Below are 25,627 nucleotides of genomic sequence, written 5' to 3' on the forward strand. Positions count from 1 at the left end.
CCGAGCATGGCACTTCCGGGTGGTGCCGCGCAGCTGGCTTTCGGCGCGTCTCCGCGTACTCTCGGTGAGGTGATCGTGGCCATGACGATTCCCGGGCTGGCGCTGCTGATTATCGCGGTGGCTTTCGCCGAGGTCGCCTATCGCAAGCTGACCGGTCGGACCGTTCTGCCGTGGATGCGCCATGTGGAAGGTCCGCGCAGTGCCGCGGGCATCGGCTTCGAACAGTTCGACGCCATTTTCAGCTCCGGCAAACAGGCCGAATTCGAACAACGCCAGTCGGTCCTCATGCACCGCGAGAACCCCGGCGACGGCACCGACGGCATCGACGTGGACCTCACCTCCGGCAAGGTCACCCTCCGCACGAACTGAAACATCATCGACCGGGAACTGGTGGCGGGGGCTACTCGGCCGATGCCGCCACCAGTTCCCGGTGATCGCTCGTCCAGCTAGTTGGGGAGGGGATTCGGGTCCAGGTCCTGCTGGGGGATGGTTTTGGCGATGGCGTCCGAAACCTCTTGCAGGGGAGTGGGTCCGGCGTCATTGGCCATGGTCAGCGCGATGTAGGTGCCACGGTCCACGGCGAACCAGGTGCCGGAGGTGGCCCCACTCGTCGGATCCTTGACCTCGAACCAGCTGACGCCGTTCACGACCTGCAGCGGGGAGGCCCGGTGGAATTCCAGCGGGCGGCCCAAACCGCAGCGCAGCACGATCGGTTCGCCCCCCTCGGGCAACTGCCACGCCTTGGTGGCGGCCGGGGCGGGCTGACGCAGCTCGGCGGCCGTGTAATCGCCGATCTTCTCCGGGAGCTCGGGCAGCAGCGCCGAACATGCCGGACCGGTGGCGCCGGGCGCGTCCACCGCGCCGAGGGCCAGCGGCTCGCGCACCGGATTGCGATTGGCGAGCACGCCCGCGACCAGAACACCGACCACCAGCGCGACCGGGAGCGCGGCCGCGGTCGCGATGAGCGCGGGCGAGCGCCGGGGGGAGTAGTCCTCGTCGGACGGTTCAGTGCTCACCGACTCGCCGTCCGCGTCGGCCTCGGACTTGCTGTCCGCGTTGGTGCCGGACTTGCTCGCGTCGGCGCCAGACTCGCTCTCGGCGTCGGGACCGGGCGTGCTGTCCATCTCGGCTTCGGACTTTCCGAGGTGAACCGCATTGTCGGCGGCTTTCGTCTCGGCTCCGGTGGCATCGGGTCGGCCGGAACTTCCCGCGGGGGCGGCGCTCTCGCCGGGGTTCGCGCCGGTCGCGGCGGCCGGTGCGGCGGCGGAGGTGCCCGCCGGGTCACCGGTCGTGTCCGGCTTGGTGGATTCCGGTTCGCTGCCGCGGGTGTCGTTGCTCATCCGGTCGTCGGTCCCCGATCGTGCCGCGCCGGGCACAGCGGGGCCCGGCTGGTGGTCGTCGATTGCGGGTTCGAGGGTACCGTTCATACGTTTGCCAGCCGCATCACACTCAGTACCGAGGAGACCGTCATCACCGCCAGCAGCGGGCAGGGCCCGGCCGAGCCGACACCGGCTGCCGCCGGGCAGCCGACACCGCTTCCCACCGTGCGCGACCTCGGGGAGTTCGCGCTCATCGACCGCATCAATGCCGGACGCACCCAGGCGCCGGGCGTGCTGATGGGGCCTGGCGACGACGCCGCCCTGGTCGCCGCACCGGCCGGTCGCTTCGTGGTGACGACCGACATGCTGCTGGAGCACCGCCACTTCCGTCTGGACTGGTCCAGCCCCCAGGACATCGGCCGCAAGGCGATCGCCCAGAACGCCGCCGACGTCGTCTCGATGGGCGCCCGCCCGAGCGCCTTCGTCGTCGCACTGGGCTGCCCCTCCGATACCCCGGTCGCCTTCGTCGAAGCCCTCGCCGACGGCATGTGGGTCGAGGCGGAACGCGCCGGTGCCTCGATCGCCGGCGGCGACATGGTACGCAGCTCCGAGATCATCATCTCGGTGACCGCATTCGGCGATCCCCTTGGCGCCGAGGTGATTACGCGCTCGGGCGCGCGTCCCGGCGACGTGGTCGCGGTCGCCGGCCGGCTGGGCCGGTCGGCCGCGGGCCTGGCCGTCCTATCGGCCGACGCAGATCTTGATCGCTTCGCCGATGTGGTTGCCGCACATCGTGTTCCGCAGCCCCGCTACGAGGCGGTGCTGAGCCTGCCCGCCGCCGCGCTCCCGCGAGGTGCGGCCGAGCCCCCGGTCGAAGCAGCCCCCCATCATGCGGCGCATCCCGGGGACGTCGCGGTGATCACGGCGCTCACGGATGTGTCGGATGGGCTGCTGGCCGATCTCGGGCATATCGCCCAAAGTTCCGGTGTGGCTATCGATCTCGACGGTTCGGCGCTGCGGGATGGGCGGTTGGAATCTATTGCCGCCGAGATCGGGGCGGATGCGTTGGAGTGGGTGCTCGCGGGTGGGGAGGATCATGCGTTCGCGGCGACGTTCTCGGATTCGGGGGATTTACCTGCGGGTTGGGTATCCATCGGGCGGGTTGGTGCGGGGGCGGGGGTGACCGTGGATGGTGTCACGCGGTCCGGACCTACCGGTTGGGAATCCTTCGCATAGGAGGGTGGGGTTTCGCCGTGGAAGTGGGGCGGATAGGTTATCCCGACATGGGTGGAAAACCACTGTCGGAAGTCATCGATTCGGGCTGGGCCGAGGCCCTCGAACCGGTGGCCGACCGCATTGCCGAGATGGGTGAATTCCTTCGCACCGAAAACGCCGCCGGGCGCGGCTATCTCCCCAAGGGGGAGAATGTGCTGCGCGCCTTCCAGCGACCGTTCGACAAGGTGCGCGTACTGATCGTCGGGCAGGATCCGTACCCGACGCCCGGACATGCCATGGGGTTGAGTTTCTCGGTGGCGCCGGATGTTTCGCCGGTGCCGCGCAGCCTGGCCAATATCTTCTCGGAGTACTCCAAGGACCTGGAGTACCCGACGCCGTCCTGCGGTGATCTCTCGCCGTGGTCGGATCAGGGCGTGCTCATGCTGAACCGAGTTCTCACCGTGCGCCCGGGCGAGCCGGCCTCGCATCGCGGCAAGGGCTGGGAAGCGGTGACCGAGCAGGCGATTCGCGCCCTGGTCGCCCGTGACCAGCCGCTCGTCGCCATTCTGTGGGGTCGCGACGCCTCCACCTTGAAGCCGATGCTGGGCGCCACGCCCGCCATCGAATCCGCCCATCCCTCACCGTTGTCGGCTTCGCGAGGATTCTTCGGATCTCGTCCGTTCTCACGTACCAACGAATTGCTGGGTACATTAGGGGCCGCGCCGGTGGACTGGCGTCTGCCCTAGGGCGCGAATCCGTAGATCCGATCAGGAGCATGTGTATGCAGAACAAGACTGCCCGTGGTGTTTTCGTCGCGCTTGCCGCGGGTGCCGCTTTCGCCGTGGCCCCCGCCGCCAATGCCGCGCCGTTGACGCTGGAACCGGCCCCCGCCGAGACGGCTCCGGCCGCGCCCGTCGCGAGCCTGTTCGACACCAACAGCGCGACCACGATGTCGTCGAGCGTGACGTCCCGGGTGGCGTGCATCTTCCAGTCGATCAGTCAGCAGCTGGACTGCTTCACCGGGCACCAGTAACCCGGCGCACCATTCGCACTTCGAGTGCGGGAGTGAAGGCTTCGACTCGGCGTTCGCCGTCGAGTTCGAAGCCGTACTTTTTATAGAAGGCTTGCGCGCGCGGGTTCTCCTCGAAGACCCACAGGCTGGTGTCGGCGTCCTCGGCCAGCACCGCGCGCATCAGATCGTGGGCCACGCCCGTGCCGTACCAGGCGGCGCGCACATACAGCGCGAAGAGCTGGCGGGGCGTGACCACCGAATCGTCCATCGCCGCGCCTTCGCGGGCGAATCCGATGACCTCGTCCTCCACCACCGCGATGGTGTTCAGGCGGGGATGCGCGACGCGCAGGCGCTCGGTCTGCTCCGCCAGCCGATCGATATCGAAGGCGTCGAGCACATGGTCGGGCACCAATCCCCGATACGCCTCACGCCAGCACGCGATATGGCATTCGGCCAGGCTCCGGGTGTACTCGGCCGTCAGCGGCAGGATCCGCCACGTCGCGTCCATTGCTTCCTCCTGGATACGACAAAAACCCCGGCCACCCGATTATGGGCGCCGGGGTTCTCGAAAGCTGGAAATCAGCCGCGCACGACCTTGCCGGCCTTGAGGCAGGAGGTGCACACGTTCATGCGGCGGGTGTTGCCGGGGGCAACCTGCGCACGAACAGTCTGGATGTTCGGGTTCCAGCGACGGTTGGTGCGCCGGTGCGAGTGCGAAACCGACTTACCGAAGCCGGGGCCCTTGGCGCAGACGTCGCAGACGGCAGCCATAGTCGCGAGCTCCTTCATGTCATGTTGGGACCCGCTGCACAGTGCACAGCGTGTCCGAAAACTTAAATGTCGTGGACGTGCCTACCAGCGAATAACTGGCGAACGCGAGCAGATACCTGAGAGGGCAGGACCGGTGCCCGCGTCGGGCAACCCTGCAAGAGTAACCGCCCCCTCTCGCCGATGTCCAATTGGCCCCCCGTTCGCTGACCCGCGACCACCGCACGAACACCAGGTGACGGCGCGGTGTCGGGGGTCGCGACTAGGCTGGCCACCGGGGTTACGACGACACGATGTCGAGCGGAAGGACGGTGACGGTGCCCGGGGTAGCGGACGCACTCGACGGTACTGCGCTGCTGCGCTGGGGCCGCCTCTGCCTAACGGAGCTCGAGCGCCACCGCGCCGAAATCAACGCCCTCAACGTCTTCCCGGTCCCCGACGCGGACACGGGCACCAACCTGCTGAACACCATGCGCGCCGCCGTGCGCGGGGCAGAGGAAGCCACGGCAGGCTCTGGAGCTGGGACGAGTGCGGCCGGAGAGCTCGATCGGCCCGAGGTCGACGCCATGCCGCGCGAGCCGGAGAACACGGCGGCCGGAGCCGGGCGAGGAGCCGGGGCGTTCGGCGCCGATGTGGCGCATGGCAGCGCTCAGAAGTGGCCGGTCGGTGGGTTCGACGTGGGCGATTCGATCGAGTCGCCGGGCGATGCCGGGGTGGGCGGCGATGAGCCGGGGCCTGGAGTGTCGGCATACGCGATCGCGAGCGCCATGGCGCGGGCGGCTACGGCGGGGGCCCGGGGCAATTCAGGGATCATCCTGTCGCAGGTGCTGCGGGGGATGGCCGATGCGGTGTGTGACGGACCGCTCACCGAGACGACATTGCGCTTTGGCTTGCGGCGGGCGGCGGGGCTGGTGCGGGAGGCGCTGAGTTCGCCTGTCGAGGGGACCATGCTGACGGTGCTGGACTGTGCGGCCGAGAGTGCGGGGGAATGTCCGGAGCGGACGTTGTCGGCGGTGGCGTTGGCTGCTGCCGATGGAGCGGCCAAGGCGCTGGAGGAGACGCCTTCTCAGCTTGGAGCACTGCGTGAAGCGGGAGTGGTGGACGCCGGTGCTCGGGGGCTGCTGGTGCTGCTGGACGAGTTGGTCGTCGTGACCGGTGCGCAACCTCCGACGCGGCCGACCTATGTGCGGGGCGAGTCCGGTGTGGTGTCGCATCAGCCTTCGACTGTCCAGTCCGGGGCGGTCTTGCTGGGCGGCGTTGGGGTCACCGCGGGCACAGCTGCGAATTCTGTTGGGGTGGATGTGGATTCGGGAGATCGGGCCTACGGTGGGATGGGGGGTGCCGTGGGTGAGGCGGGTGCTCCTATGTATGAGGTCATGTATCGGCTGAGTGGTTCCGATGACGAGCGGGCAGCGCGATTGCGGGATCGGCTTGCGGAGCTTGGGGATTCGGTCGTTGTGGTCGGGGACGGGGCCGGATCCTGGTCGGCGCATGTGCATTGCGCGGATGCGGGGGCTGCCGTGGAGGCGGGGCTGACGGCCGGGGCTCTCAGCGGGATTCGGATCGAAAGTCTCGCGGTGTCCGAGCATGCGCCGGAGGGGGTGGCGGATCGGGGGATACTGGCCGTCGCTTCGGGGGAGGGGGCGGTGCGGTTGTTCGAGGATTCGGGGGCGGCGGTGTTGGAGGGGGAGGTGACGGCGGAGGCGTTGCTGGCGGGGATTCGGGGGTTGCCGCATCGGGAGGTGCTGGTGTTGCCGAATGGGGCGTTGCCGGCGCACGAATTGGTGGCGGTGAGTGTGGCGGCTCGGGATGGGCAGCGGGAGGTGCTGATGTTGCCGAGTGCGTCGATGGTGCAGGGGCTGGCGGCGCTGTCGATGCACGATGGGGGGCGGATCGCGGTGGACGATGCGTTCGCCATGTCGGAGGCGGCGGCCGGAACACGGTGGGGGGCACTGCGAGTCGCGCCGGAGCGGGCGCTGACGATTGTGGGGACGTGCGATGCGGGGGATGGGCTCGGGCTGGTCGGGCACGATGTGGTGGTGATCGACGCCGATGTGCGGGCCGCGGGGCGCACGCTGCTGGACCGGATGCTCGGGCTCGGCGGGGAATTGGTGACCATGCTCATGGGAGCCGATGCGCCCGAAGGACTTTCGGCAGAGTTGAGTGAACATGTCGCCGCCGCCTTCCCCGGTGTGGAGGTGGTGGTGTACCCGGGCGGGCAGCCCGGGGATCTCGTGCAGATCGGGGTTGAGTAGTGGCGACATTGAGTGACCGGCTGGACCATGTGCTCGGCGTGAAAGCCGCCGAACCGCTGGCCGAGGCCTTCGATATGCACACCGTCGAGGACCTGCTACGGCACTATCCGCTGCGCTATGCCACCCAGGGGCAGCCGCTCACCGAGGAGGCGCCGGAGGAGGGGCAGCACATCACCGTGATGGGCCGGGTCACCAAGACCGAACTGCGGCCCATGAAGAACCGGCGCGGCAGCCTGCTGAAGGTGGCCCTCGACACCGGCGGCCCGCGCCCGGTCGACATCACCTTCTTCAATGGCGACAAGGTGCGCTATCTGGTGAAAGACGGTGTGCGGGCAATGATGTCGGGCACCGTGCACTGGTGGCGGCCGGACCGCTGGAACCTCTCGCACCCGGATTATCTGATCCTGCCGGACAAGGAGGACGGTTCGGTCGAGAACCTCACCTCGGTCCGCGGCGGCGGCGCCCTGCGCGGTCTGGCACAGAGCGCGAAAGGCGCGGGCGGCGTGGATGTCTCGTTCTTCGAACGGGAGTTCATCCCCGTGTACCCCGCCACCGCCAAGGTGCAGAGCTGGGATCTGCTGCGCTGTGTCCGCCAGATTCTCGATCAGCTCGACCCGATCGACGACCCGCTGCCGGAGGACCTGCGTGCCGAGCATTCCCTGCTCCCCGTCTCCGACGCCCTGCGCCTGATCCACCTACCCGAGCGCAAATCCGATATCGACGAGGCCCGCAACCGTCTGCGCTTCGACGAGGCCCTGGCGCTGCAACTGGTCCTGGCCGAACGCCGCCATCAGACCGAGGGCCGCGCCGCCAAGCCCTGCCCGCCCCGCACCGACGGCATTGCCGCCGCCTTCGACAAGCGCCTCCCCTTCGAGCTCACCGAGGGCCAGCGCACCGTCATCGACGAGATCTCCGCGGATCTGTCCCGCAGCCACCCCATGCACCGCCTGCTGCAGGGCGAGGTCGGCTCTGGCAAGACCATCGTCGCCCTGCACGCCATGCTGCAGGTGGTCGACAACGGCCAGCAGACCGCCCTGCTCGCTCCGACGGAAGTCCTTGCCGCCCAGCACTATCGGTCGCTGAAGAATATGCTCGGCGATCTCGGTGAGGCCGGTGAACTGGGCGCGGCCGACACCGCCACCAAGGTTGTGCTGGTGACCGGCTCCATGTCCGCGGGCCAGAAGAAGGCCGCGCTGCTGGACGCCGTCACCGGTGAGGCGGGCCTGGTCATCGGCACCCACGCCCTCATCCAGGAGGCCGTCGAGTTCTTCGACCTCGGCATGGTCGTCGTCGACGAACAGCACCGATTCGGCGTGGAACAGCGAGATGCCTTGCGCGCCAAGGCGAAGAACGGCATCAGCCCGCACCTGCTGGTCATGACCGCCACCCCCATCCCGCGCACCATCGCCATGACCACCCTCGGCGATCTGGAGACTTCCACCCTCACCCAGCTCCCGCGCGGCCGCTCGCCGATCACCTCGAAAGTGGTGCCCGCCAAGGTGAAACCCTCCTGGGTGGACCGCGCCTGGGAACGCATCCACGAGGAAGTCCAGGCCGGTCGCCAGGCCTACGTGGTCTGCTCCCGCATCGGCGACGAGGACGAGAACGGCAATGGTAAAGCCAAGGGCCGCAAGAAATCCGACGAGGAGAAGGAAGGCCCCACCACCCACGCGGCCGTCGACGTCTACGAAATGCTGCGCAGCGGCCCCCTGCAGGACCTACGCGTGGGCCTGCTCCACGGCCGCCTGCCCTCCGACGAGAAAGACCGCGTCATGCGCTCTTTCAACGACGGCGATATCGACGTCCTGGTCTGCACCACCGTCGTCGAAGTCGGCGTCGACGTCCCCAACGCCACCGTCATGGTCATCGTCGACGCCGACCGCTTCGGCGTCAGCCAGCTCCACCAGCTGCGCGGCCGCGTAGGCCGAGGCAAACACGCCGGCCTCTGCCTGCTGATCACCGAATCCAACCCGGTCGGCACCGCCATGGCCCGCCTCGAAGCCGTGGCAGGCACCACCGACGGCTTCGAACTCGCCGTCCTGGACCTCCGCCAGCGCCGCGAGGGCGACGTCCTGGGCTCCGCCCAGTCCGGCACCGCCCGCAGCCTCCGCCTGCTGTCCCTACTGGACGACCTCGAAGTAATCACCGCCGCACAGCAATTGGCCCGAGAGGTAGTCGAGTCCGACCCCGGCCTGACCCAGCACCCCGGCCTCGCCGGCATGATGCACGCCGCAGTGGACGGCGAGCGCCTGGAGTACCTGGCGAAGTCGTAACCCGACTCCCTGGTGCCGGACCCGCACTCCGTCATTCCGGCGCGCTTTTGGCCGGAATCTACTGTAGTGACGGAGACCCCGGCCAAAAGCACGCCGGGGTGACGGGTGGGGCTGCTGCCGGGGTTGTAGGGCCGCCGGGCTATTGCGGATGGCGGGCTGCTGCCAAGTGCGTTGCTGGTTGCGAGCCTGTTCAGCGGGGGATACGCGGGTAAGGCAGGTCTGTACTGGTGTTCTCGGCGATCGCCAGCGGCCGGCCGATCTGCGGGAAGGCGCGTTGCGGGCAGTTGGGGCGCTCGCAGACCTTGCAGCCCGCGCCGATGGGGATGGCGGCGGCGGGGTCGTCGAGTTGCAGGCCCTTGGAGTAGACGAGGCGGTCGGCGTATTCGATATCGCAGCCCAGGCCGATGGCGAATTCCTTGCCGGCGGTGCCGAATCCGGTGGGGGTGGGCGTGGTGGTGCGGGCGATCCAGAGGTAGCGGCGGCCGTCGGGCATGGACGCTATCTGGGTGAGCATGCGGCCCGGATGGGCGAAGGCCTCGTGGACGACCCACAGCGGGCAGCTGCCGCCGACGCGGGAGAAGTGGAAGGCGGTGGCGGACTGGCGTTTCGAGATATTGCCGGCGCGATCGGTGCGTATGAGGAAGAAGGGAACGCCGCGCTGGCCTTGGCGTTGCAGGGTGGAGAGCCGGTGGCAGACGGTTTCGAAACCCACTTCGAAACGTAGGGATAGCAGGTCGATGTCGTAGCGTAGCTCTTCGGCCGACCGCAGGAATTTGCCGTAGGGGAGGATGAGCGCCCCCGCGAAGTAGTTGGCCAGGCCGATCCGCGCCAGCGTGCGGGATTCGCCGCTCAGGGAGGGGGTTTCGTCGAGGACCTCGTCGAGCAGGTTGCCGTGCAGCAGGAAGGCGAGGGTGGTGGCGATCTGGAAGGCGCGCTGGCCCGGGCGCAGGCGACGGGCCAGGGTGAGGGTGCGGGTTTCCGGTTCGTAGTGGCGCTTGGGCACATTCGGGTCGGCGCCGTCGCCACGGACCAGCACGGTCACCCCGGCGCGTTCCTCGGCCACGCGGGCGAGCTGGCGGTCGAGCGAGCCGATGGCGAGTCCGCAGTCATCGAAGAGCCGCTCCGCCGCGAGGTCCAGCTGGGCGATGTGGTTGTGATGGTCGTAGAAGAAGTCGCGGACGTCCTCGTAGGGCATAGGCACGCCGGGTGCGCCGGTGGGGGTGGCGACCTTCGAGGACAAAAGATCCAACTGGTCGGTCGCCGCACGTAGTCGGCGGTGCATGGCCACAACGATTTTCGCGACCTCGGGCATGCGCGTCGCCAGATCCTCGACCTCGGCGACGGGTGCGGCATTGCCGCCCGCGGCTTCGACCAGGATCTCGTGCAGATCCGACACCAGCCGGGCGTCGGAGTCGGCGGCGAAGAACTGCACGTCGAGATCGAAGGTGGAGTTCAATTTCAACAGCACCGGGATCGTCAGCGGCCGCTGATCACGCTCGAGCTGGTTGAGATAGCTGGGGGACAGGTCCAGGGATTTGGCCAAGGCCGCCTGGGTCATCCGGCGTTCCTCGCGCAACCGTCGTAGTCGGGCCCCCGCATACATCTTGCGCACAGTGCGAGATGGTACCCATACTGCTTCGCAAACATCGCATTATGACGGGACTCGCCCGTATTCCGGTGATTCTGCGAGCGTTTTCGCGGTCGAGGCGCGTCTGCGTAGCATGCGAATTCGAGACGTGGGGCGGGTCCTTTTGCGGGTCCCCATCGTACGCGGCCCCGACGAGCGGCGGGCTCGAACCGCAACGGGAACATACCCAGGAACCGGGCGTCTCAACCCAGAAGCAGATGAACTTGGAGTTCGCCGACCGGAAATGGCCGACCATGTCCGGTTCCTGAATCTCAGCCCGGCTGCTCGCCGAGTTCGATCCAATAGCGCCGCACCACACCGTATTCGGAGTCCAGAATGCTTTCCAGGCTGCCGCCGTGGCGCTCGATCGTCCGCGCCGAGGCGACGTTCTCGTCCGCGCAGACGATCAGCACCTCGGCCATGCCGAGCGCCCGGGCCTCGCCGAGCATCCGCCCCAGCGCCCAGGTGGCCAGCCCGCGCCGGCGCGCGGACGGCCGGATGCCGTATCCGATATGCCCGGCGTGCCGCACGAAATCGCCGAAGCCGTGCCGCAGCGCGATGCCGCCGAGCACCTGCTCGCCGTCGGCAATCCAGCGGTAGGTGCACACCGCCGACCGCGCGTCCTCGGTCAGCCGGTTTATCCACGCGGTGAACCCGGCAAATGAGTCGACCTCGTCGGCGGGTCGCAGCCCGAACCCGTCCTCGTGCAGGCCGGGACCCCATTCCCGATGCGCCGCCAGCCACGCGGCATGCAGGTCTGCGGTGGGCGCGATCAATTCGGGCATAGCGCGACACTACCGATCCGGTGTCCAGGCCCCTGCCGGGTTTCCCGGCCGCCGCGGTTGTTCGCGACTTCGCAGTTGCCACGGGATTCGCTCGCCGAAATTCGCTGATGCGAGGCGTTTTCCCAGGTCGGTGGCCTGCGTAGCGTCGGAAATATGAAGACCTATCCAGTGCGCGCCCGCTCCGCAGCGGAACAGTTCCCGAGGGAGGAACACCTCGCCGCCCGCATCGCCCAGGTGGCCGTGGATCCGGTGGCCGTGCCCGCCGACGTCGAGGAGATGATCGTCAACCGGATCATCGACAATGCCGCCGTGGCGGCTGCATCGGTGCTGCGGCGGCCGGTGACCACCGCGCGGCGGCAGGCGCGGGCGCACCCGTACACGCCCGGCGCCACGGTGTTCGGATTGCCCGGGGCGCAGCGGTTCTCACCGGAATGGGCGGCCTGGGCCAATGGCGTGGCCGTGCGCGAACTCGATTTCCACGACACCTTCCTGGCGGCGGAGTACTCGCATCCCGGCGACAATATCCCGCCCATCCTGGCCGTCGCACAGCACACCGGCCGCAGCGGCGCGGAGCTGATTCGCGGGCTGGCCACCGGCTACGAGATCCAGATCGACCTGGTGCGCGCGATCTGCCTGCACGAGCACAAGATCGACCACGTCGCCCACCTCGGACCGTCGGCCGCCGCGGGCATCGGCACGCTGCTCGGGCTCGATGCGGACACGATCTACCAGGCTGTCGGGCAGGCGTTGCACACCACGACCGCGACCCGGCAGTCCCGCAAGGGTGAGATCTCCAGCTGGAAGGCGTTCGCGCCCGCCTTCGCCGGGAAGATGGCGGTCGAGGCGGTGGATCGCGCCATGCGCGGCGAGGGTGCGCCCGCGCCCATCTGGGAGGGCGCGGACGGCGTGATCGCCTGGCTGCTGGGCGGATTCGACGCCGAGTACCAGGTGCCGCTGCCCGGTCCGGGCGAGGCCAAGCGGGGGATTCTGGACAGCTACACCAAGGAGCATTCGGCCGAATACCAGAGTCAGGCCCCGATCGACCTGGCGCGGCGCATGCGCGACCGGATCGGTGATCTCGGACAAATCGCCTCGATCGTCCTGCACACCAGCCATCACACCCATGTGGTGATCGGCAGCGGCTCGGGCGATCCGCAGAAATACGACCCGCACGCCAGCCGCGAAACCCTCGACCATTCGGTGCCCTACATCTTCGCGGTCGCGCTGCAGGACGGCGCCTGGCATCACGAGCGGTCCTATGCGCCCGAGCGCGCGCAGCGACCGGACACCGTCGAACTGTGGCGCAAGATCAGCACCGTCGAGGATCCGGAGTGGACGCGCCGCTACCACTCCGCCGATCCGGCCGAGAAGGCCTTCGGCTGCCGCGCCGTGGTCACCCTGGCCAGTGGGGAGACCATTGTCGACGAGCTGGCGGTGGCCGACGCGCATCCGCTGGGCGCCCGGCCGTTCGGTCGCGCGCAGTACCTCGAGAAGTTCCGCGTCCTCGCCGAGGGCGTGCTGGAACCGGCCGAGCAGGATCGCTTCCTCGACGTGGCCCAGCGCACGCCCGAGCTGAAAGCCGGTGAGCTGGAACAGCTCACGTTCACCGTGTCCGACGCGGTGCTGGCCGCCGCGCCCGTGACTCCCGAAGGGATTTTCCGATGACTACCTCAGTGTTCCGGTGTATCGAGGATCAACGCCTGCGCGGCGATCACGGTCGTCCCGTTGTAGGTCATGGCCGGCGACCCGTACAGCCGATAGCCCTCGTCGAGCAGTTTGCTGATGCGTTCACAGAACCTCGCATCGTCCGGTCCGGTAATGAGGCGGTAGCGCAGCGGTTGATCGGTCATACCGCAAGCCTAGGACGGTGGTCGCGGTGACCGGGCTCATGGCCGCCACGACCACGGCGGCGGACAAGCGCGCGGCCTTCCGCGCGGGATTGACCAGCGGGCGCATTCAGCGGTTCCCCGGCGCTTTCAATCCATTGGTGGCCAAGCTGATTCAGGAGATCGGCTTCGAGGGCGTCTACGTCTCCGGCGCGGTCGTCTCGGCCGAGCTGGCGCTGCCGGATATCGGGCTGACCACGCTCACCGAGGTGGTCGAGCGCGGCCGTCGGATCGCCAGAGTCACCGACCTGCCGGTGCTCATCGACGCCGATACCGGATTCGGCGAGCCCATGAATGCCGCCCGCACCGTGACCATGCTCGAGGACGCCGGGCTGGCGGGCTGCCACATCGAGGATCAGGTCAATCCGAAGCGCTGCGGGCACCTGGACGGCAAAGCCGTTGTCCCCGTGGCGGATATGGTGCGGCGCTTGCGCGCGGCGGTGTCCGCGCGGCGCGATCCGGGCTTCGTCGTCTGCGCCCGCACCGATGCCCGCGGCGCCGAGGGGCTCGACGCCGCCATCGACCGGGCCAAGGCGTATGCCGACGCGGGCGCGGACCTCATCTTCACCGAGGCCCTGGCCGATGCCGGTGAGTTCGCGAAGTTCCGTGCGGCCGTGGATATCCCGCTGCTCGCGAATATGACCGAGTTCGGCAAGTCCGAGCTGCTCTCGGCGACCGAGCTGGAGAGCCTCGGCGTCAATGCGGTCATCTACCCGGTGACCACGCTGCGCCTGGCCATGTTCGCCGTCGAGTCCGGCCTGCGTGAGATCGCCGCCACCGGAACCCAATCCGCGCTCGTGGACCGCATGCAGCACCGCGCCCGCCTCTACGAGCTGCTCGAGTACTCCCGCTACAACGAATTCGATTCCGACATTTTCAATTTCACCGTGAGCGAGTGAGCTGATGACCGAGATCAAGAAGGGCCTCGCCGGGGTGGTGGTCGACACCACCGCCATCTCGAAGGTGGTGCCCGAGACCAGCACCCTGACCTACCGCGGCTATGCCGTGCAGGATCTGGCCCGGCACTGCCGTTTCGAGGAGGTCGCCCACCTGCTGTGGCACGGCGAACTGCCCGATGCGGCCGAACTGCGCGCCCTGACCGAACGCGAACGCGCCCTGCGCCGCGCCGATCGCTCCCTGCTGGCCCTCATCGACCGCCTGCCCGAGACCTGCCATCCCATGGACGTCGTCCGCACCGTGGTCAGCTACCTGGGCGCCGAGGACCCTCTCGAGGACCGCGGGCGCAGCCGGGATGAACTGCTGGCCAAGGCATTGCGCATGACCGCGGTCCTGCCCACGGTCATCGCCGCCGATATGCGCCGCCGCCGCGGCCTGGATCCCCTCCTCCCCGATCCGAATCGCGGTTTTGCCGAGAACTTCCTCTACATGTGCTTCGGTGAGGCCGGTCCCGGCACCCACCACTTGGATCCGCGCCTGGTGCGAGCCTTCGAAACCTCGCTGATCCTGTACGCCGAGCACAGCTTCAATGCCTCCACCTTCGCCGCCCGCGTCGTCACCTCCACCGAATCCGATATGTACAGCGCGGTCACGGCGGCCATCGGCGCTCTCAAGGGCCCGCTGCACGGCGGCGCCAACGAGGCCGTCATGCACATGATGCTGGAGATCGGCAAGCCCGAACGGGCACGGGAATGGTTGCAAGACAGGCTGTCCCGCAAACAGAAGGTGATGGGCTTCGGCCACCGCGTCTACAAGGACGGCGACTCCCGCGTCCCCACCATGAAAGCCGCCCTCGACGATATCGCCGAACTGACCGGCGGCGCCGAATGGCTGCGCATGTACGACGAACTCGAAGCCACCATGGCCCAGGCCAACGGCATCAAGCCGAATCTGGACTTCCCGGCAGGCCCCGCCTACTACCTCATGGGCTTCGACATCGACATGTTCACACCGATTTTCGTCATGAGCCGCATTACCGGCTGGACCGCCCACATCATCGAGCAATCCCAATCCAACGCCCTCATTCGCCCGCTGTCGGAATACACCGGCGTCCCACCGCGGTCGCTGCGCGGCGTCGCCTGATGTCTTCGACTCCGCCATGGAGCGCGCCGGAACCGAAATCCTCCGCCGCATGAGCGAGAGCTGACCGACTCTTCCACCATGCCAGTGAGGCTCGTCGCATACCCGCAGGTAGCATCGAGGTTCGGGGGTTTCGCCGCTAGCGTCGGGATATGAGGGCGATCTCGGGCTTCGCACTCGGAGAGCGGGTGGGGGGAGAGGATGACCGGCGGCTGCCGCGGAGTCGGCTGTATTGGCGATTGCAGGACACCGGCATCTGGGTCCCGGGCCATCTGATCGAGGCCCAGTATTGTTGCGACGCAGGCTTTCTCCTTGTCACCTCGGATGATTGTCCCTTCGAGGAATCGAGCCACCTGCTCTTGTTGAGCCCGCGGTTCCGCAGGCGGGCCCGGCGTGAACTTCGTCTGCCGTACGAGTCCTTTCTTCTCCATGAAACCCTGCCGCTGGACAACGACCGACTGCGCGTGGAGTACTACGGCGGCCCGCTTCTGATCCTGGTCCCGCGCCGGCACTGGTACGGCTACAGCCTCGGGGTGCGTCTCGCTCCGGTAGGCGGTGCCGGACGTTACCCGAGGACCGCCTGGGCGGCAGGGGCCCTGCTGCGGTTGTGGACTGTGCCGTGGATCCAATATCTCGTGGTGGGAATCGTCGTGTCCTGCCCCTGCGGTCCGCTGCTGATTTGCGAGCTGTGCCGCTGGCTGTACGACCTGTGCGGGGCGATGCTCGGAGTGTGCGGGTGGTGAACGGAATGCGGCGACCCCGCGGCCGATTGGCTGCGGGGTCACCGGTTCAGAGTACGGTGCTCGTTCAGCGCACCGCGTGTGCGGCCGTCACCATGTTCCGCAAGGATTCTTCCACCTCGGCCGGTCCGCGGGTCTTCAAACCGCAGTCCGGATTGACCCAGAGACGTTCGGCCGGAACCGCTTTCAGGGCCTCACGCAGGGATGTGGCGATCTCCTCGACGGCCGGAACCCGCGGGGAGTGGATGTCGTAGACACCCGGGCCCACGCCGAGCGCGAAGCCCGCCGCATTGAGGTCGTCGAGCACCTCCATGTGCGAGCGGGCCGCCTCGATGGAGGTGACGTCCGCATCCAGCTCGGCGATGGCGCCGATCACCTCGCCGAACTCCGAATAGCAGAGGTGGGTGTGGATCTGGGTGGCATCCGATACGCCCGCCGTGGACAAACGGAAGGCCGCGACCGCCCAATCCAGGTAGTGCTGTTCGGCTTCCGCGCGCAGCGGCAGCAGCTCGCGCAGGGCCGGTTCGTCCACCTGGATGATGCGGATACCCGCCGCCTGCAGGTCCACCGTCTCGTCGCGGATGGCCAGCGCCACCTGCCGGGCGGTGTCCTCGATCGGCTGGTCGTCGCGCACGAACGACCAGGCCAGGATGGTGACCGGGCCGGTGAGCATGCCCTTGACCGGCTTGTCGGTGAGGGATTGGGCGTATTCGATCCACTCGACCGTCATCGGCTGCTGCCGCGTCACATCGCCGAACAGGATCGGCGGGCGGACGCAGCGGGTGCCGTAGGACTGCACCCAGCCATTGGCGGTGGCGCAGAAGCCGTCCAATTGTTCGGCGAAGTACTGCACCATGTCATTGCGTTCCGGTTCGCCGTGCACCAGCACGTCGATGCCCAGCTTCTCCTGCAGCGCAATGACTTCGGCGATCTCGGCGCGCATGCGGTCGCGGTATTGCGCGGCGGTGATCTCACCCTTGACCAGGGCCGCGCGGTCCTTGCGGATGGCGGGGGTCTGCGGGTAGGAGCCGATGGTGGTGGTCGGCAGCAGCGGCAGCGGCAGGCGTTCCTGTTGCAGCACACGGCGTTCCGCGGCGGGGGAGCGGCGGGTGGCCTCCGGGCCGAGCGCCGACAGGCGCGCCCGCACCGTGTCGTCGCGCAGCCGCGGGTCAGCGGCCCGGGACGCGAACGCCGCACGGGCGGTAGCCAATTCGGCGGTGATGGCGTCGGTGCCCTCGTGCAGCGCGGTGGCCAGCAGCCGCACCTCGGCCACCTTCTCCGCGCCGAAGGCCAGCCAGGAGCGCAGCACCGGTTCGATACCGGATTCGGCGTCGAGCGAATACGGCACGTGCAGCAGCGAACTGGAGGTCGAGACCACCAGCGCCCCGGTGCTGCCGAGCAGGGTGCCCAGCGTGCTCAGCGCCCGATCCAGATCGGTGCGCCACACATTGCGGCCGTCCACGACACCCGCCACCACCAGCTTCCCGGCCAGCGCCGGCACCCCGGCCACCTCGCCGACCGTCGTCCCGGCGGTGAAGTCCAGCGCCACGCCCTCGATGGCGGTGCCCGCCAGCACCGGCAGCGCCGCACCCGGCCGCCCGAAATAGGTGGCGACCAGAATCGCGGGCCGATCCGCCGAGGCCGACAGCTCGTCGTACACCCGCCCGGCCACCGCGAGCTCGGCCTCGGTGAGATCGGTCACCAGCACCGGCTCGTCGATCTGCACCCACTGAGCGCCCGCCGCGGCCAGCTGCCGCAGCAATTCCCGGTACAGCGGCAGCAGCGCGTCGATCCGCCGCAGCGGATCACCCTCGGCGTCCTTGGCCAGCTTCAGGAAGGTCAGCGGGCCGATCACCACCGGCCGCGCGGGCACGCCGAGCGCCAGCGCCTCCCGCAGCTCGTCGAGGAGCTTGTCCGGATGCAGCGTGAACTCGGTATCCGCACCGAATTCCGGCACCAGGTAGTGGTAGTTGGTGTCGAACCACTTGGTCATCTCCAGCGGTTCGACCGCATCGGTGCCGCGGGCCGCCGCGAAGTACCGATCCAGCGGATCCGCGATACCGGCCACCCGCGGCGGCAGCGCGCCGAACATGACCGCGGTGTCCAGTATCTGGTCGTAGTACGAGAAGGTGCCCACCGGCACCGAATCCATTCCGGCCGCGGCCAGTCCGGTGAGCTGAGCGATGCGGAGTTCCTTGGCGACGGCGTGCAATGCCTCGGCATCGCTGCGTCCCGCCCAGTAGGACTCGATGGCGCGCTTCAGCTCACGCCGCGGCCCGATCCGCGGTGAGCCCAGAACCGTTGCGGTGAAAGGGGAAATGTTGGTCACAGCTGTTCTCCAGTGCTTCCAGAGCCACTGGCCGCCGCCCACGGGCATGAATGAACCCGAGTGCCCCGAATACACGCTCACGCGAGCATGCGGAAACCACTACCGGCCCATCCACCCAGTCCACGAGGCGGAGACCGCCGGATACGGCGTACCCGGCACAATCGGCAGGTCTTCGGACTCGCGGGCACCGGCCGAAATGGCCGACCTACTGGCCGTCGCTTCCCGGGCCATGGAGCCCAGTGCTGATGACGGCGGTCGTTCCTGCTCACCGCTGCGGGACAGTCCCGGATTCTCACCGGGTTCCCTCTTCACCCGTCGGTTAACGGGTTTCGACGCTGCCGTGGGACGTTCGGGGCTCCGACTCGTCTCCCACAGTGCGAACCGACTGCGCTGCGCAGTCTATTCCTTAGCTAGCGCGGTTTCGAAACCGAACCTCACCCGACCGGCGGCGACGGGGTGAGGTGTGTAGCTTTGCGAATGACAACTTCGCAGGACCGGCGGGTGTGCTTGTGAAGATGACTGCGAAGTGAGTTCGATGCCCGATCGATATCGCGGGGCAGGTACCTTAAGGCGCATGTTCTCCAAAGTCCTGGTCGCCAACCGCGGCGAGATCGCCATTCGCGCCTTCCGCGCGGCCTACGAACTCGGCATCGGAACGGTGGCGGTCTTTCCCTACGAGGACCGCAACTCCGTTCATCGGTTGAAGGCGGACGAGGCCTACCAGATCGGGACGCCCGGGCATCCGGTGCGGGCCTATCTGTCGGTCGAGGGGATCATCGAGGCGGCCAAGAGCGCGGGCGCCGACGCCGTGTACCCGGGTTACGGGTTCCTGTCCGAGAATCCGGACCTGGCGGCGGCGTGCGCGCGGGAGGGCATCACCTTCGTCGGCCCGTCCGCGCAGGTGCTGGAGCTGACGGGCAACAAGGCGCGGGCCATTGCCGCCGCCAAGGCCGCCGGGTTGCCGGTGCTGAAGTCCTCCGAGCCGTCCTCGGATGTGGACGCGCTCATGGCGGCGTCGGAGACCATGGACTTCCCCGTCTTCGTCAAGGCCGTCGCCGGCGGCGGCGGGCGCGGTATGCGCCGGGTGACCGATCGGGCCCAGTTGCGCGAGGCCATCGAGGCCGCCGCGCGCGAGGCCGAATCGGCGTTCGGCGATCCGACGGTGTTCCTGGAGCAGGCGGTGGTCAACCCCCGCCATATCGAGGTGCAGATCCTCGCCGACCAGCACGGCAATGTCATCCACCTGTTCGAGCGCGACTGCTCGCTGCAGCGGCGGCATCAGAAGGTCATCGAGCTCGCGCCCGCGCCGAATCTGGATCCCGCACTGCGCGACCGGATCTGCGCCGATGCGGTGGCCTTCGCCGAGGAGATTGGCTACAGCTGCGCGGGCACCGTGGAGTTCCTGCTCGACGAGCGCGGCAATCACGTGTTCATCGAGATGAATCCGCGAATCCAGGTGGAGCACACGGTGACCGAGGAGATCACCGATGTGGACCTGGTGCAGGCGCAGATGCGCATCGCCGCCGGGGAGCGGCTGGAAGACCTTGGCCTGAGCCAGGATTCGATCACCATCCGGGGCGCGGCCCTGCAATGCCGCATCACCACCGAGGATCCGGCCAATGGCTTCCGGCCCGACACCGGCCGCATCACCGGCTACCGGTCGCCGGGCGGCGCGGGCGTGCGCCTGGACGGCGGCGCGAATGTCGGCGCGGAGGTCGGGGCCTACTTCGACTCCATGCTGGTCAAGCTGACCTGCCGCGGGCGCGACTTCCAGACCGCCATCGCGCGGGCGCGCCGGGCCGTGGCCGAATTCCGTATTCGCGGCGTGACGACCAATATTCCGTTCCTGCTGGCGGTGCTGGACGATCCGGATTTCCGGGCGGGCAGGGTCACCACCTCGTTCATCGACGAGCGGCCGCAGCTGCTCACGCTGAAGAGCTCGGCCGACCGCGGCACCAAGATCCTGCAGTACCTGGCCGACGTGACGGTGAACAAGCCGCACGGCAGCCGGCCGACCAAGCTGTATCCGCACGACAAACTGCCCGCCATCGACACCACCGTGCCGCCGCCGGCCGGGTCTCGGCAGAAGCTCTTGGAGCTGGGACCGGAGGGCTTCGCCCAGTGGCTGCGCAATCGCGAGGGAGTGGCGGTCACCGACACCACCTTCCGTGACGCGCACCAGTCGCTGCTGGCCACCCGGGTGCGCACCAATGGCCTGCTCGATGTGGCCGGGCATGTGGCGCGGCTGACGCCGGAACTGCTGTCCATCGAATGCTGGGGCGGCGCAACCTATGACGTGGCGCTGCGCTTCCTGTTCGAGGATCCGTGGGAGCGGCTGGCCGCGCTGCGCGAGGCCGTCCCGAACATCAACCTGCAGATGCTGCTGCGCGGCCGCAATACCGTCGGCTACACGCCGTATCCGGAAAAGGTCACGCGCGCATTCGTTTCCGAGGCCACCGCCACCGGCATCGACATCTTCCGCATCTTCGACGCGCTCAACAATGTCGACCAGATGCGGCCCGCCATCGACGCCGTGCGCGAAACCGGCACCGCGGTGGCGGAAGTCGCCATGAGCTACACCGGCGACCTGTCGAATCCGAACGAGAACCTCTACACCCTCGACTACTACCTCAAGCTCGCCGAGCAGATCGTCGAGGCCGGGGCGCACGTCATCGGCATCAAGGACATGGCGGGCCTGCTGCGCGCGCCCGCCGCGCACACGCTGGTCACCGCGCTGCGTGCGAACTTCGATCTGCCGGTGCACGTGCACACCCACGACACCCCCGGCGGTCAGCTGGCCACCTACCTGGCCGCCTGGCAGGCCGGAGCCGACGCCGTCGACGGCGCCTCGGCTCCCATGGCGGGCACCACGTCTCAGCCCGCGCTGTCGGCAATCGTTGCCGCGGCAGCGAATTCGCCGTACGACACCGGCTTGAACCTGCAGAATGTCTGCGATCTGGAGCCCTACTGGGAGGCGCTGCGAAAGGTCTACGGCCCCTTCGAATCCGGTCTGCCCGGCCCGACCGGCCGCGTGTACCACCACGAGATCCCCGGCGGGCAGCTGTCGAACCTGCGCCAGCAGGCCATCGCTCTCGGCCTGGGTGACCAGTTCGAAGAAGTCGAATCGAAATACGCTGCCGCGGACCGTCTGCTGGGCCGCCTGGTCAAGGTCACCCCGTCCTCCAAGGTCGTCGGCGACCTCGCTCTCGCCCTGGTCGGCACCGGCGTCGACGTCGAGGACTTCGCCGCCGATCCCGGCCGCTACGACATCCCGGACTCCGTCATCGGCTTCCTGCGCGGCGAACTCGGCACCCCCGCCGGCGGCTGGCCCGAGCCCTTCCGCAGCCGCGCCCTCGCCGGCCGCGGCCCCGCCAAGCCGGAAACCCAGCTCACCGCCGAGGATGAAGCGGGCCTGTCCGGCACCTCCGCCGAGCGCCGCGCCACCCTCAACCGCCTGCTGTTCCCCGGTCCCACCGCCGAATTCCTCGCCCACCGCGAAAAGTACGGCGACACCACCGGCCTGTCGGCCAACCAGTTCTTCTACGGCCTCCGCCACGACGAAGAACACCGCGTCCAACTGGAGAAGGGCGTCACCCTCCTCATCGGCCTGGAAGCCATCTCCGAGCCCGACGAGCGCGGCATGCGCACGGTCATGTGCATTCTCAACGGCCAACTCCGTCCCATCACCGTGCGCGATCGCTCCATCGCGAGCGAAGTGCCCACCGCGGAGAAGGCCGACAAGACCAATCCCGGCCACATCGCGGCCCCGTTCGCGGGTGTGGTCACCTTGGCTGTCTCCGAAGGCGATTCGATCGCCGCGGGCGACACCATCGGCACCATCGAAGCGATGAAGATGGAAGCCGCCATCACCGCTCCCCGAGCCGGCCTGGTCAAGCGCATCGCCATCGGCAAGGTCCAACAGGTGGAAGGCGGCGACCTCCTCATCGAAATCCGCACCAACGAGGCCGCGGCCGAATGACCCGCATCGTGGCGGGAACCGCGGGCGGTCGCCGCCTGCGGGTCCCGCCCGCAGGGACGCGGCCGACGTCGGATCGGGTCCGTGAGGCGCTGTTCAGCGTGATCATGGCGCGCATGGATCTGGATGGGGCGCGGGTGCTCGATCTGTATGCGGGGTCCGGTGCGCTGGGGCTGGAAGCCTTGTCGCGCGGGGCTTCTCACGCCTTGCTGGTGGAGTCCGATCGGAAGGCCGCGGCCGTTGTTCGCGGCAATATCGGGGATCTCGGGCTGCCCGGTGCGGAGTTGCGGATGGGCAGCGTGGCGGGGGTGCTCGGGCGGGCGGCGGTCACGTCGGCCGCAGGGCGTGCGTCCCGGGTCGCGCCCGAGGCCGTTGCGGTGGGGCGTGCGGCAGCGCCCGCCGGTGGGCCCTACGACCTGGTGTTCTCGGATCCGCCGTATGCGCTCGATATCGCGGAGGTGCTCGCTGATCTGCGGGCGCTCGTCGAGGGGGGATGGTTGCACGACGGTGCGCTCATCGTCGTCGAGCGGTCGACGCGGTCACCCGAATTGGACTGGCCCGCAGGATATTCGCCGTTGAAGCCGCGCACCTACGGTGAAACCCGCATCGATCTGGCGGAGTACGAGCCGGAGGAGTAAGGGCCGCAGGGGTTCCGGTACCTCGCGACGGCTGGGGTACGGCTGCCGGCCCCGTGCCCCGGGCTACTTGAACGCGGGGTTCGGGAGGGTGCTGCCGCCGGCCTGCGCGAGGAGTTTGCCCCGGGAATCGACGATGGTGGCATTGGAGACCAGGCGGGTGCGGCCGCCGTGGGCGTTGGTGCCGATCACGGTGTAGGTCTGGCCCGGGGCCACGGGGCGCAGGTAGTCGATGTTCAGGTTGAGGGTGAGTTGGGGGATGAAGCGGTCGAGGGTGCTGGCGGAGGCGAAGCAGACGGCATTGTCGAGGATCATGGCGACGTAGCCGCCGTGGATCATGCCGCCGGGATTGCAGAGCTTTTCGGTGGGGGTCCAGGCCAGTTCGACGCGGCCGGGCTCGGCGGTGACCACGGTTTGGCCGAGATGGTCGTCGACGGTGCTGAACTGCGGGAACTTGCCCTTGCCGAACAGGTTGATGAATTCGGCGCCGGACAGCGTGCGCATCAGGTCAAGATCGGCTTCGACGCTCAACATTCTCTCCGATGATCAAGAACGGCTTCGGTACCGAAGATACGTCAGCCGGGTGACAGCCCTTGCCGCGCATACGGCGCGGACCGTGCGGCGGCCGCCCGATGTGTCTCGGCGCGGCCGTGCCTTGCTACCGTTCGCCCATGGCTGGAGCACTGTGTCCGGGCTCGTTCGACCCGGTGACCAATGGGCATCTCGATGTGATCCGGCGGGCTGCCGTGCAGTTCGACGAAGTCGTCGTGACGGTGGTGATCAACCCCAACAAGAAGGGCATGTTCACCATCGAGGAGCGCGTCGAGATGATCCGGGAGGTCACCTCGGATCTGCCCACTGTGCGCGTCGAGTCCTGGCAGGGCCTACTGGTGGAATTCGCCAAGGAACAGGGCCTGACCGCCATCATCAAGGGCCTGCGCGATGCCACCGACTTCGGCTACGAACTGCAGATGGCGCAGATGAACCGCAAGCTCACCGGCGTCGACACCTTCTTCATCGCAACGAATCCCGCCTTCGGATTCGTCTCGAGCTCCCTGGTGAAGGAGGTCGCCGCCTACGGCGGCGACATCTCCGACCTCCTGCCCCCGTCGGTCCACAAACGCCTGCTCGACCGCATCGCCGAACGCCGCGCCTGAGCGGGGCGCGTTTCGCGCCCCCGCTCAACCGCGAACGATGCCTGCGCTCAACCGCGAACGATGCCTGCGCTCAACCGCGAACGATGCCTGCGCTCAACCGCGAACGATGCCTGCGTACCGCCGCGAATAATGCCTGCGCGCCCATGCACGTTCCGATCGTGCTCGGGCGCGGATATGAACTTCGCGATTGGTGCTCGCGCGCGCGTAGGTTCGGGTTCGCTGTCATAGCGGATGCGCTGGGATGCGGCGTGGTTCGATCGCGGGTGTGGGCTCGATCCGCCCGTCAGGCGAGCTGCGGCGGCCTCGGGTCAGGGCGGCGCGTAGCCGCCGCCCGGCCTCGTCGCCACTGAGATCGTTCCAGGTCCAGCGCACCACCTGGAATCCCAAGGCGCGCAGGTGAGTTTCGTGAGCCTGCTCGCGGTGTACGGCCTCGGCCGGATCGCCGCCGTGCCGCAGCAGCCGTCCATAGCGGAACGGGCCGTCGAATTGGCAGACGACGCCCGCGTTCTCGTAGTAGAAGTCGGCCCGGTCGACGAAACGCCCGTCGGGTGTGAGCACAGTGCCCTGGGTCGCGGGCGCGGGCAGGCCGCATCGCCGAATCATGATGCGGCTCAACGATTCGCCCGCGCTCCGGCTGCGACCATCCAGAAAGCTCACCGCATGCTTGGCCCGGGCGATCCCATGCCGGAACTTGGCCCGCGCGACCTCCTCTGCCAGCTCGCCGGCGGTGAGCCCGAACCTGCCCGCCAGCGCATCACCCGCCACCACCGCCGCATCGAACGGCAGGGTGAGCGCCAGATCCACCACCGTGCGCGCCGGCGTGGTGACCAGCAGCCCGTCCACCTCCGCCGCCGAATCCAGCGGTGACCCGAACACTTTGGTGTGCGGCCTGATCCGCCCGCCGCCCCGCCGATTCCGGGTGACGCACACCCGGTCCAGCGGCACCCGCCACAGCGTCGTCCCGTACAGCACGGCCGCCGATTGATGACTCACCACCGACCCATCGGCCAACTCCGGCAGCAACGCCTCGATCAGCAGCCGGTGCCGCTCCCGCAATCCGAGCCCGTCTATAACCGGAGCGCAAGTGCCGAGCCCGCTGGTGCCTCGAGCGCAGGTGCCGAGCCCGCCGGTGCCTCGAGCGCAGGTGCCGAGCCCGCCGGTGCCCTGAGCGCAGGTGCCGAGGGTGCCCGTGCCAGGAGCACCTGTGCTCGGAGCGCACATGCTGGAAGCGCTCGTGCTGGGAGCGCACGTCCTCGGAGGATCCGAGTTGGGAGCGCCGCACCCTTCGAGTAGCCTCCGCGCCAAACCTCTTGTCGCACAATGTCGTGTCATTGCCTGTCCCCGCGGCTCATTCCCCGTCCGGCCGCGGCCGTCCCCGCCGCCAGCTGTACCGCACGCAGCCCCGGTGCACCCGCCCCGGCGGCCGCTGCGGTCCGGGCCCGCGCGTATCCCGCCGTCCCCCAAGACATCCCCGTGATCGCTCCATGGTCGGAACCCTTTCGTTGGTCGATGCTGGTTTTGACGCAGCGTCGACCCCGGCAGGTTCCAGCCGATCCCGGAAATGACGAAACCTCGCACTCGTACCGGCGTTTCGGCCGGGGGAGTGCGAGGTT

General features: G+C 68.4%; 22 protein-coding genes and 1 riboswitch. Of the genes, 13 read left to right on the forward strand and 9 right to left on the reverse strand.

Annotated features, from left to right (window positions below; translation table 11 throughout):
- Positions 1-6 precede the first annotated feature (6 nt).
- The gene (locus ACFVIV_RS25695; RefSeq protein ID WP_379200477.1) at positions 7-369 is read left to right on the forward strand and encodes a DUF6191 domain-containing protein; all 363 of its coding nucleotides are present in this window, start codon (positions 7-9) and stop codon (positions 367-369) included.
- A 77-nt stretch (positions 370-446) separates the two neighbouring features.
- Here the strand turns inward: ACFVIV_RS25695 and ACFVIV_RS25700 are convergent, their stop codons facing one another.
- Positions 447-1,340: a DUF3515 domain-containing protein gene (locus ACFVIV_RS25700; RefSeq protein ID WP_379200479.1), complete on the reverse strand. Its 894-nt coding sequence runs from the start codon at positions 1,338-1,340 to the stop codon at positions 447-449.
- A 204-nt stretch (positions 1,341-1,544) separates the two neighbouring features.
- Here ACFVIV_RS25700 and thiL point away from each other — a divergent pair, with 204 nt between their 5' ends.
- The 3 genes from thiL to ACFVIV_RS25715 are packed head-to-tail and all read left to right on the forward strand — an operon-like array spanning position 1,545 to position 3,567.
- On the forward strand, positions 1,545-2,555 hold the full coding sequence (gene thiL, locus ACFVIV_RS25705) for a thiamine-phosphate kinase (RefSeq protein ID WP_379200573.1): 1,011 nt from the start codon (positions 1,545-1,547) through the stop codon (positions 2,553-2,555).
- A gap of 47 nt (positions 2,556-2,602) precedes the next feature.
- A complete protein-coding gene (locus tag ACFVIV_RS25710; RefSeq protein WP_379200481.1) occupies positions 2,603-3,280 on the forward strand; it encodes a uracil-DNA glycosylase in 678 nt (225 codons plus the stop codon).
- Between the two features lie 35 nt (positions 3,281-3,315).
- Complete coding sequence (locus tag ACFVIV_RS25715; protein ID WP_379200483.1) at positions 3,316-3,567, forward strand: hypothetical protein; 252 nt, start codon at positions 3,316-3,318, stop codon at positions 3,565-3,567.
- Here the strand turns inward: ACFVIV_RS25715 and ACFVIV_RS25720 are convergent.
- A complete protein-coding gene (locus tag ACFVIV_RS25720; RefSeq protein WP_379200484.1) occupies positions 3,551-4,054 on the reverse strand; it encodes a GNAT family N-acetyltransferase in 504 nt (167 codons plus the stop codon). The two genes, ACFVIV_RS25715 and ACFVIV_RS25720, sit on opposite strands and share 17 nt — an antisense overlap.
- Before the next feature lie 71 nt (positions 4,055-4,125).
- A complete protein-coding gene (gene rpmB / locus ACFVIV_RS25725; protein WP_011210730.1) occupies positions 4,126-4,317 on the reverse strand; it encodes a 50S ribosomal protein L28 in 192 nt (63 codons plus the stop codon).
- Between the two features lie 290 nt (positions 4,318-4,607).
- Here rpmB and ACFVIV_RS25730 point away from each other — a divergent pair, with 290 nt between their 5' ends.
- Entirely contained in the window at positions 4,608-6,569 is a 1,962-nt protein-coding gene (locus ACFVIV_RS25730) for a DAK2 domain-containing protein (protein ID WP_379200486.1), read from the forward strand.
- A complete protein-coding gene (gene recG, locus ACFVIV_RS25735; RefSeq protein ID WP_379200488.1) occupies positions 6,569-8,842 on the forward strand; it encodes an ATP-dependent DNA helicase RecG in 2,274 nt (757 codons plus the stop codon). The genes ACFVIV_RS25730 and recG overlap by 1 nt, the downstream gene beginning before the upstream one ends.
- A gap of 190 nt (positions 8,843-9,032) precedes the next feature.
- Here recG and ACFVIV_RS25740 read toward each other — a convergent pair whose 3' ends face one another.
- Both ACFVIV_RS25740 and ACFVIV_RS25745 read right to left on the reverse strand, forming a co-directional pair.
- The gene (locus ACFVIV_RS25740; RefSeq protein ID WP_379200490.1) at positions 9,033-10,454 is read right to left on the reverse strand and encodes a short-chain fatty acyl-CoA regulator family protein; all 1,422 of its coding nucleotides are present in this window, start codon (positions 10,452-10,454) and stop codon (positions 9,033-9,035) included.
- A gap of 287 nt (positions 10,455-10,741) precedes the next feature.
- Positions 10,742-11,254, reverse strand: a complete 513-nt coding sequence (locus ACFVIV_RS25745; protein WP_379200491.1) for a GNAT family N-acetyltransferase — start codon at positions 11,252-11,254, stop codon at positions 10,742-10,744.
- A gap of 153 nt (positions 11,255-11,407) precedes the next feature.
- Here ACFVIV_RS25745 and prpD point away from each other — a divergent pair, with 153 nt between their 5' ends.
- On the forward strand, positions 11,408-12,919 hold the full coding sequence (gene prpD / locus ACFVIV_RS25750) for a 2-methylcitrate dehydratase PrpD (protein ID WP_379200493.1): 1,512 nt from the start codon (positions 11,408-11,410) through the stop codon (positions 12,917-12,919).
- Positions 12,920-12,924: 5 nt separating this feature from the next.
- Here prpD and ACFVIV_RS25755 read toward each other — a convergent pair whose 3' ends face one another.
- Entirely contained in the window at positions 12,925-13,104 is a 180-nt protein-coding gene (locus ACFVIV_RS25755) for a DUF1737 domain-containing protein (RefSeq protein WP_379200495.1), read from the reverse strand.
- Positions 13,105-13,142: 38 nt separating this feature from the next.
- Between ACFVIV_RS25755 and prpB the strand changes: the two genes are divergently transcribed.
- The 3 genes from prpB to ACFVIV_RS25770 all read left to right on the forward strand — a co-directional run bounded on the left by prpB (position 13,143) and on the right by ACFVIV_RS25770 (position 15,920).
- Entirely contained in the window at positions 13,143-14,039 is an 897-nt protein-coding gene (prpB, locus tag ACFVIV_RS25760) for a methylisocitrate lyase (RefSeq protein ID WP_379200575.1), read from the forward strand.
- A gap of 4 nt (positions 14,040-14,043) precedes the next feature.
- Positions 14,044-15,180 carry a bifunctional 2-methylcitrate synthase/citrate synthase gene (locus tag ACFVIV_RS25765; protein WP_379200497.1) on the forward strand — a complete coding sequence of 379 codons (1,137 nt, stop codon included), beginning with the start codon at positions 14,044-14,046 and terminating at the stop codon, positions 15,178-15,180.
- A 149-nt stretch (positions 15,181-15,329) separates the two neighbouring features.
- Positions 15,330-15,920, forward strand: coding sequence for a hypothetical protein (locus tag ACFVIV_RS25770; RefSeq protein WP_379200499.1), 591 nt, complete (start codon positions 15,330-15,332; stop codon positions 15,918-15,920).
- Between the two features lie 64 nt (positions 15,921-15,984).
- On the opposite strand, the gene metE is transcribed toward ACFVIV_RS25770, so the two are convergent.
- Entirely contained in the window at positions 15,985-18,294 is a 2,310-nt protein-coding gene (gene metE, locus ACFVIV_RS25775; RefSeq protein ID WP_379200501.1) for a 5-methyltetrahydropteroyltriglutamate--homocysteine S-methyltransferase, read from the reverse strand.
- Between the two features lie 97 nt (positions 18,295-18,391).
- A riboswitch (cobalamin riboswitch) is annotated at positions 18,392-18,595 on the reverse strand.
- 225 nt (positions 18,596-18,820) lie between these two features.
- On the opposite strand from metE, the gene ACFVIV_RS25780 reads away from it, so the two are divergent.
- Positions 18,821-22,225 carry a pyruvate carboxylase gene (locus tag ACFVIV_RS25780; RefSeq protein WP_379200503.1) on the forward strand — a complete coding sequence of 1,135 codons (3,405 nt, stop codon included), beginning with the start codon at positions 18,821-18,823 and terminating at the stop codon, positions 22,223-22,225.
- Entirely contained in the window at positions 22,222-22,860 is a 639-nt protein-coding gene (gene rsmD, locus ACFVIV_RS25785; protein ID WP_379200505.1) for a 16S rRNA (guanine(966)-N(2))-methyltransferase RsmD, read from the forward strand. Before ACFVIV_RS25780 ends, rsmD begins: the two co-directional genes overlap by 4 nt.
- Before the next feature lie 63 nt (positions 22,861-22,923).
- Here rsmD and ACFVIV_RS25790 read toward each other — a convergent pair whose 3' ends face one another.
- Entirely contained in the window at positions 22,924-23,391 is a 468-nt protein-coding gene (locus ACFVIV_RS25790) for a PaaI family thioesterase (RefSeq protein WP_379200507.1), read from the reverse strand.
- Positions 23,392-23,528: 137 nt separating this feature from the next.
- Between ACFVIV_RS25790 and coaD the strand changes: the two genes are divergently transcribed.
- Positions 23,529-24,014 (forward strand): pantetheine-phosphate adenylyltransferase, encoded by a 486-nt coding sequence (gene coaD, locus ACFVIV_RS25795; protein ID WP_379200508.1) that lies wholly within the window; start codon positions 23,529-23,531, stop codon positions 24,012-24,014.
- A 222-nt stretch (positions 24,015-24,236) separates the two neighbouring features.
- Here the strand turns inward: coaD and ACFVIV_RS25800 are convergent, their stop codons facing one another.
- Positions 24,237-25,070: a hypothetical protein gene (locus tag ACFVIV_RS25800; protein WP_379200510.1), complete on the reverse strand. Its 834-nt coding sequence runs from the start codon at positions 25,068-25,070 to the stop codon at positions 24,237-24,239.
- Positions 25,071-25,627: the final 557 nt, after the last annotated feature.

The organism is Nocardia sp. NPDC127526, assembly GCF_042672265.1.
GTDB lineage: Bacteria > Actinomycetota > Actinomycetes > Mycobacteriales > Mycobacteriaceae > Nocardia.

Excerpts from the sequence above, each read along its gene's own strand:
- ACFVIV_RS25730 (WP_379200486.1), top strand. The coding sequence starts at position 4,608 with ATGTCGAGCGGAAGGACGGTGACGGTGCCCGGGGTAGCGGACGCACTC.
- ACFVIV_RS25710 (WP_379200481.1), top strand. The coding sequence starts at position 2,603 with ATGGGTGGAAAACCACTGTCGGAAGTCATCGATTCGGGCTGGGCCGAG.
- ACFVIV_RS25720 (WP_379200484.1), bottom strand. The coding sequence starts at position 4,054 with ATGGACGCGACGTGGCGGATCCTGCCGCTGACGGCCGAGTACACCCGG.
- ACFVIV_RS25770 (WP_379200499.1), top strand. The coding sequence starts at position 15,330 with ATGAGGGCGATCTCGGGCTTCGCACTCGGAGAGCGGGTGGGGGGAGAG.
- ACFVIV_RS25745 (WP_379200491.1), bottom strand. The coding sequence starts at position 11,254 with ATGCCCGAATTGATCGCGCCCACCGCAGACCTGCATGCCGCGTGGCTG.
- metE (WP_379200501.1), bottom strand. The coding sequence starts at position 18,294 with ATGCCCGTGGGCGGCGGCCAGTGGCTCTGGAAGCACTGGAGAACAGCT.
- rpmB (WP_011210730.1), bottom strand. The coding sequence starts at position 4,317 with ATGGCTGCCGTCTGCGACGTCTGCGCCAAGGGCCCCGGCTTCGGTAAG.
- rsmD (WP_379200505.1), top strand. The coding sequence starts at position 22,222 with ATGACCCGCATCGTGGCGGGAACCGCGGGCGGTCGCCGCCTGCGGGTC.
- prpB (WP_379200575.1), top strand. The coding sequence starts at position 13,143 with ATGGCCGCCACGACCACGGCGGCGGACAAGCGCGCGGCCTTCCGCGCG.
- coaD (WP_379200508.1), top strand. The coding sequence starts at position 23,529 with ATGGCTGGAGCACTGTGTCCGGGCTCGTTCGACCCGGTGACCAATGGG.
- prpD (WP_379200493.1), top strand. The coding sequence starts at position 11,408 with ATGAAGACCTATCCAGTGCGCGCCCGCTCCGCAGCGGAACAGTTCCCG.
- ACFVIV_RS25790 (WP_379200507.1), bottom strand. The coding sequence starts at position 23,391 with ATGTTGAGCGTCGAAGCCGATCTTGACCTGATGCGCACGCTGTCCGGC.
- ACFVIV_RS25695 (WP_379200477.1), top strand. The coding sequence starts at position 7 with ATGGCACTTCCGGGTGGTGCCGCGCAGCTGGCTTTCGGCGCGTCTCCG.
- ACFVIV_RS25765 (WP_379200497.1), top strand. The coding sequence starts at position 14,044 with ATGACCGAGATCAAGAAGGGCCTCGCCGGGGTGGTGGTCGACACCACC.
- ACFVIV_RS25755 (WP_379200495.1), bottom strand. The coding sequence starts at position 13,104 with ATGACCGATCAACCGCTGCGCTACCGCCTCATTACCGGACCGGACGAT.
- ACFVIV_RS25700 (WP_379200479.1), bottom strand. The coding sequence starts at position 1,340 with ATGAGCAACGACACCCGCGGCAGCGAACCGGAATCCACCAAGCCGGAC.
- ACFVIV_RS25715 (WP_379200483.1), top strand. The coding sequence starts at position 3,316 with ATGCAGAACAAGACTGCCCGTGGTGTTTTCGTCGCGCTTGCCGCGGGT.
- ACFVIV_RS25780 (WP_379200503.1), top strand. The coding sequence starts at position 18,821 with ATGTTCTCCAAAGTCCTGGTCGCCAACCGCGGCGAGATCGCCATTCGC.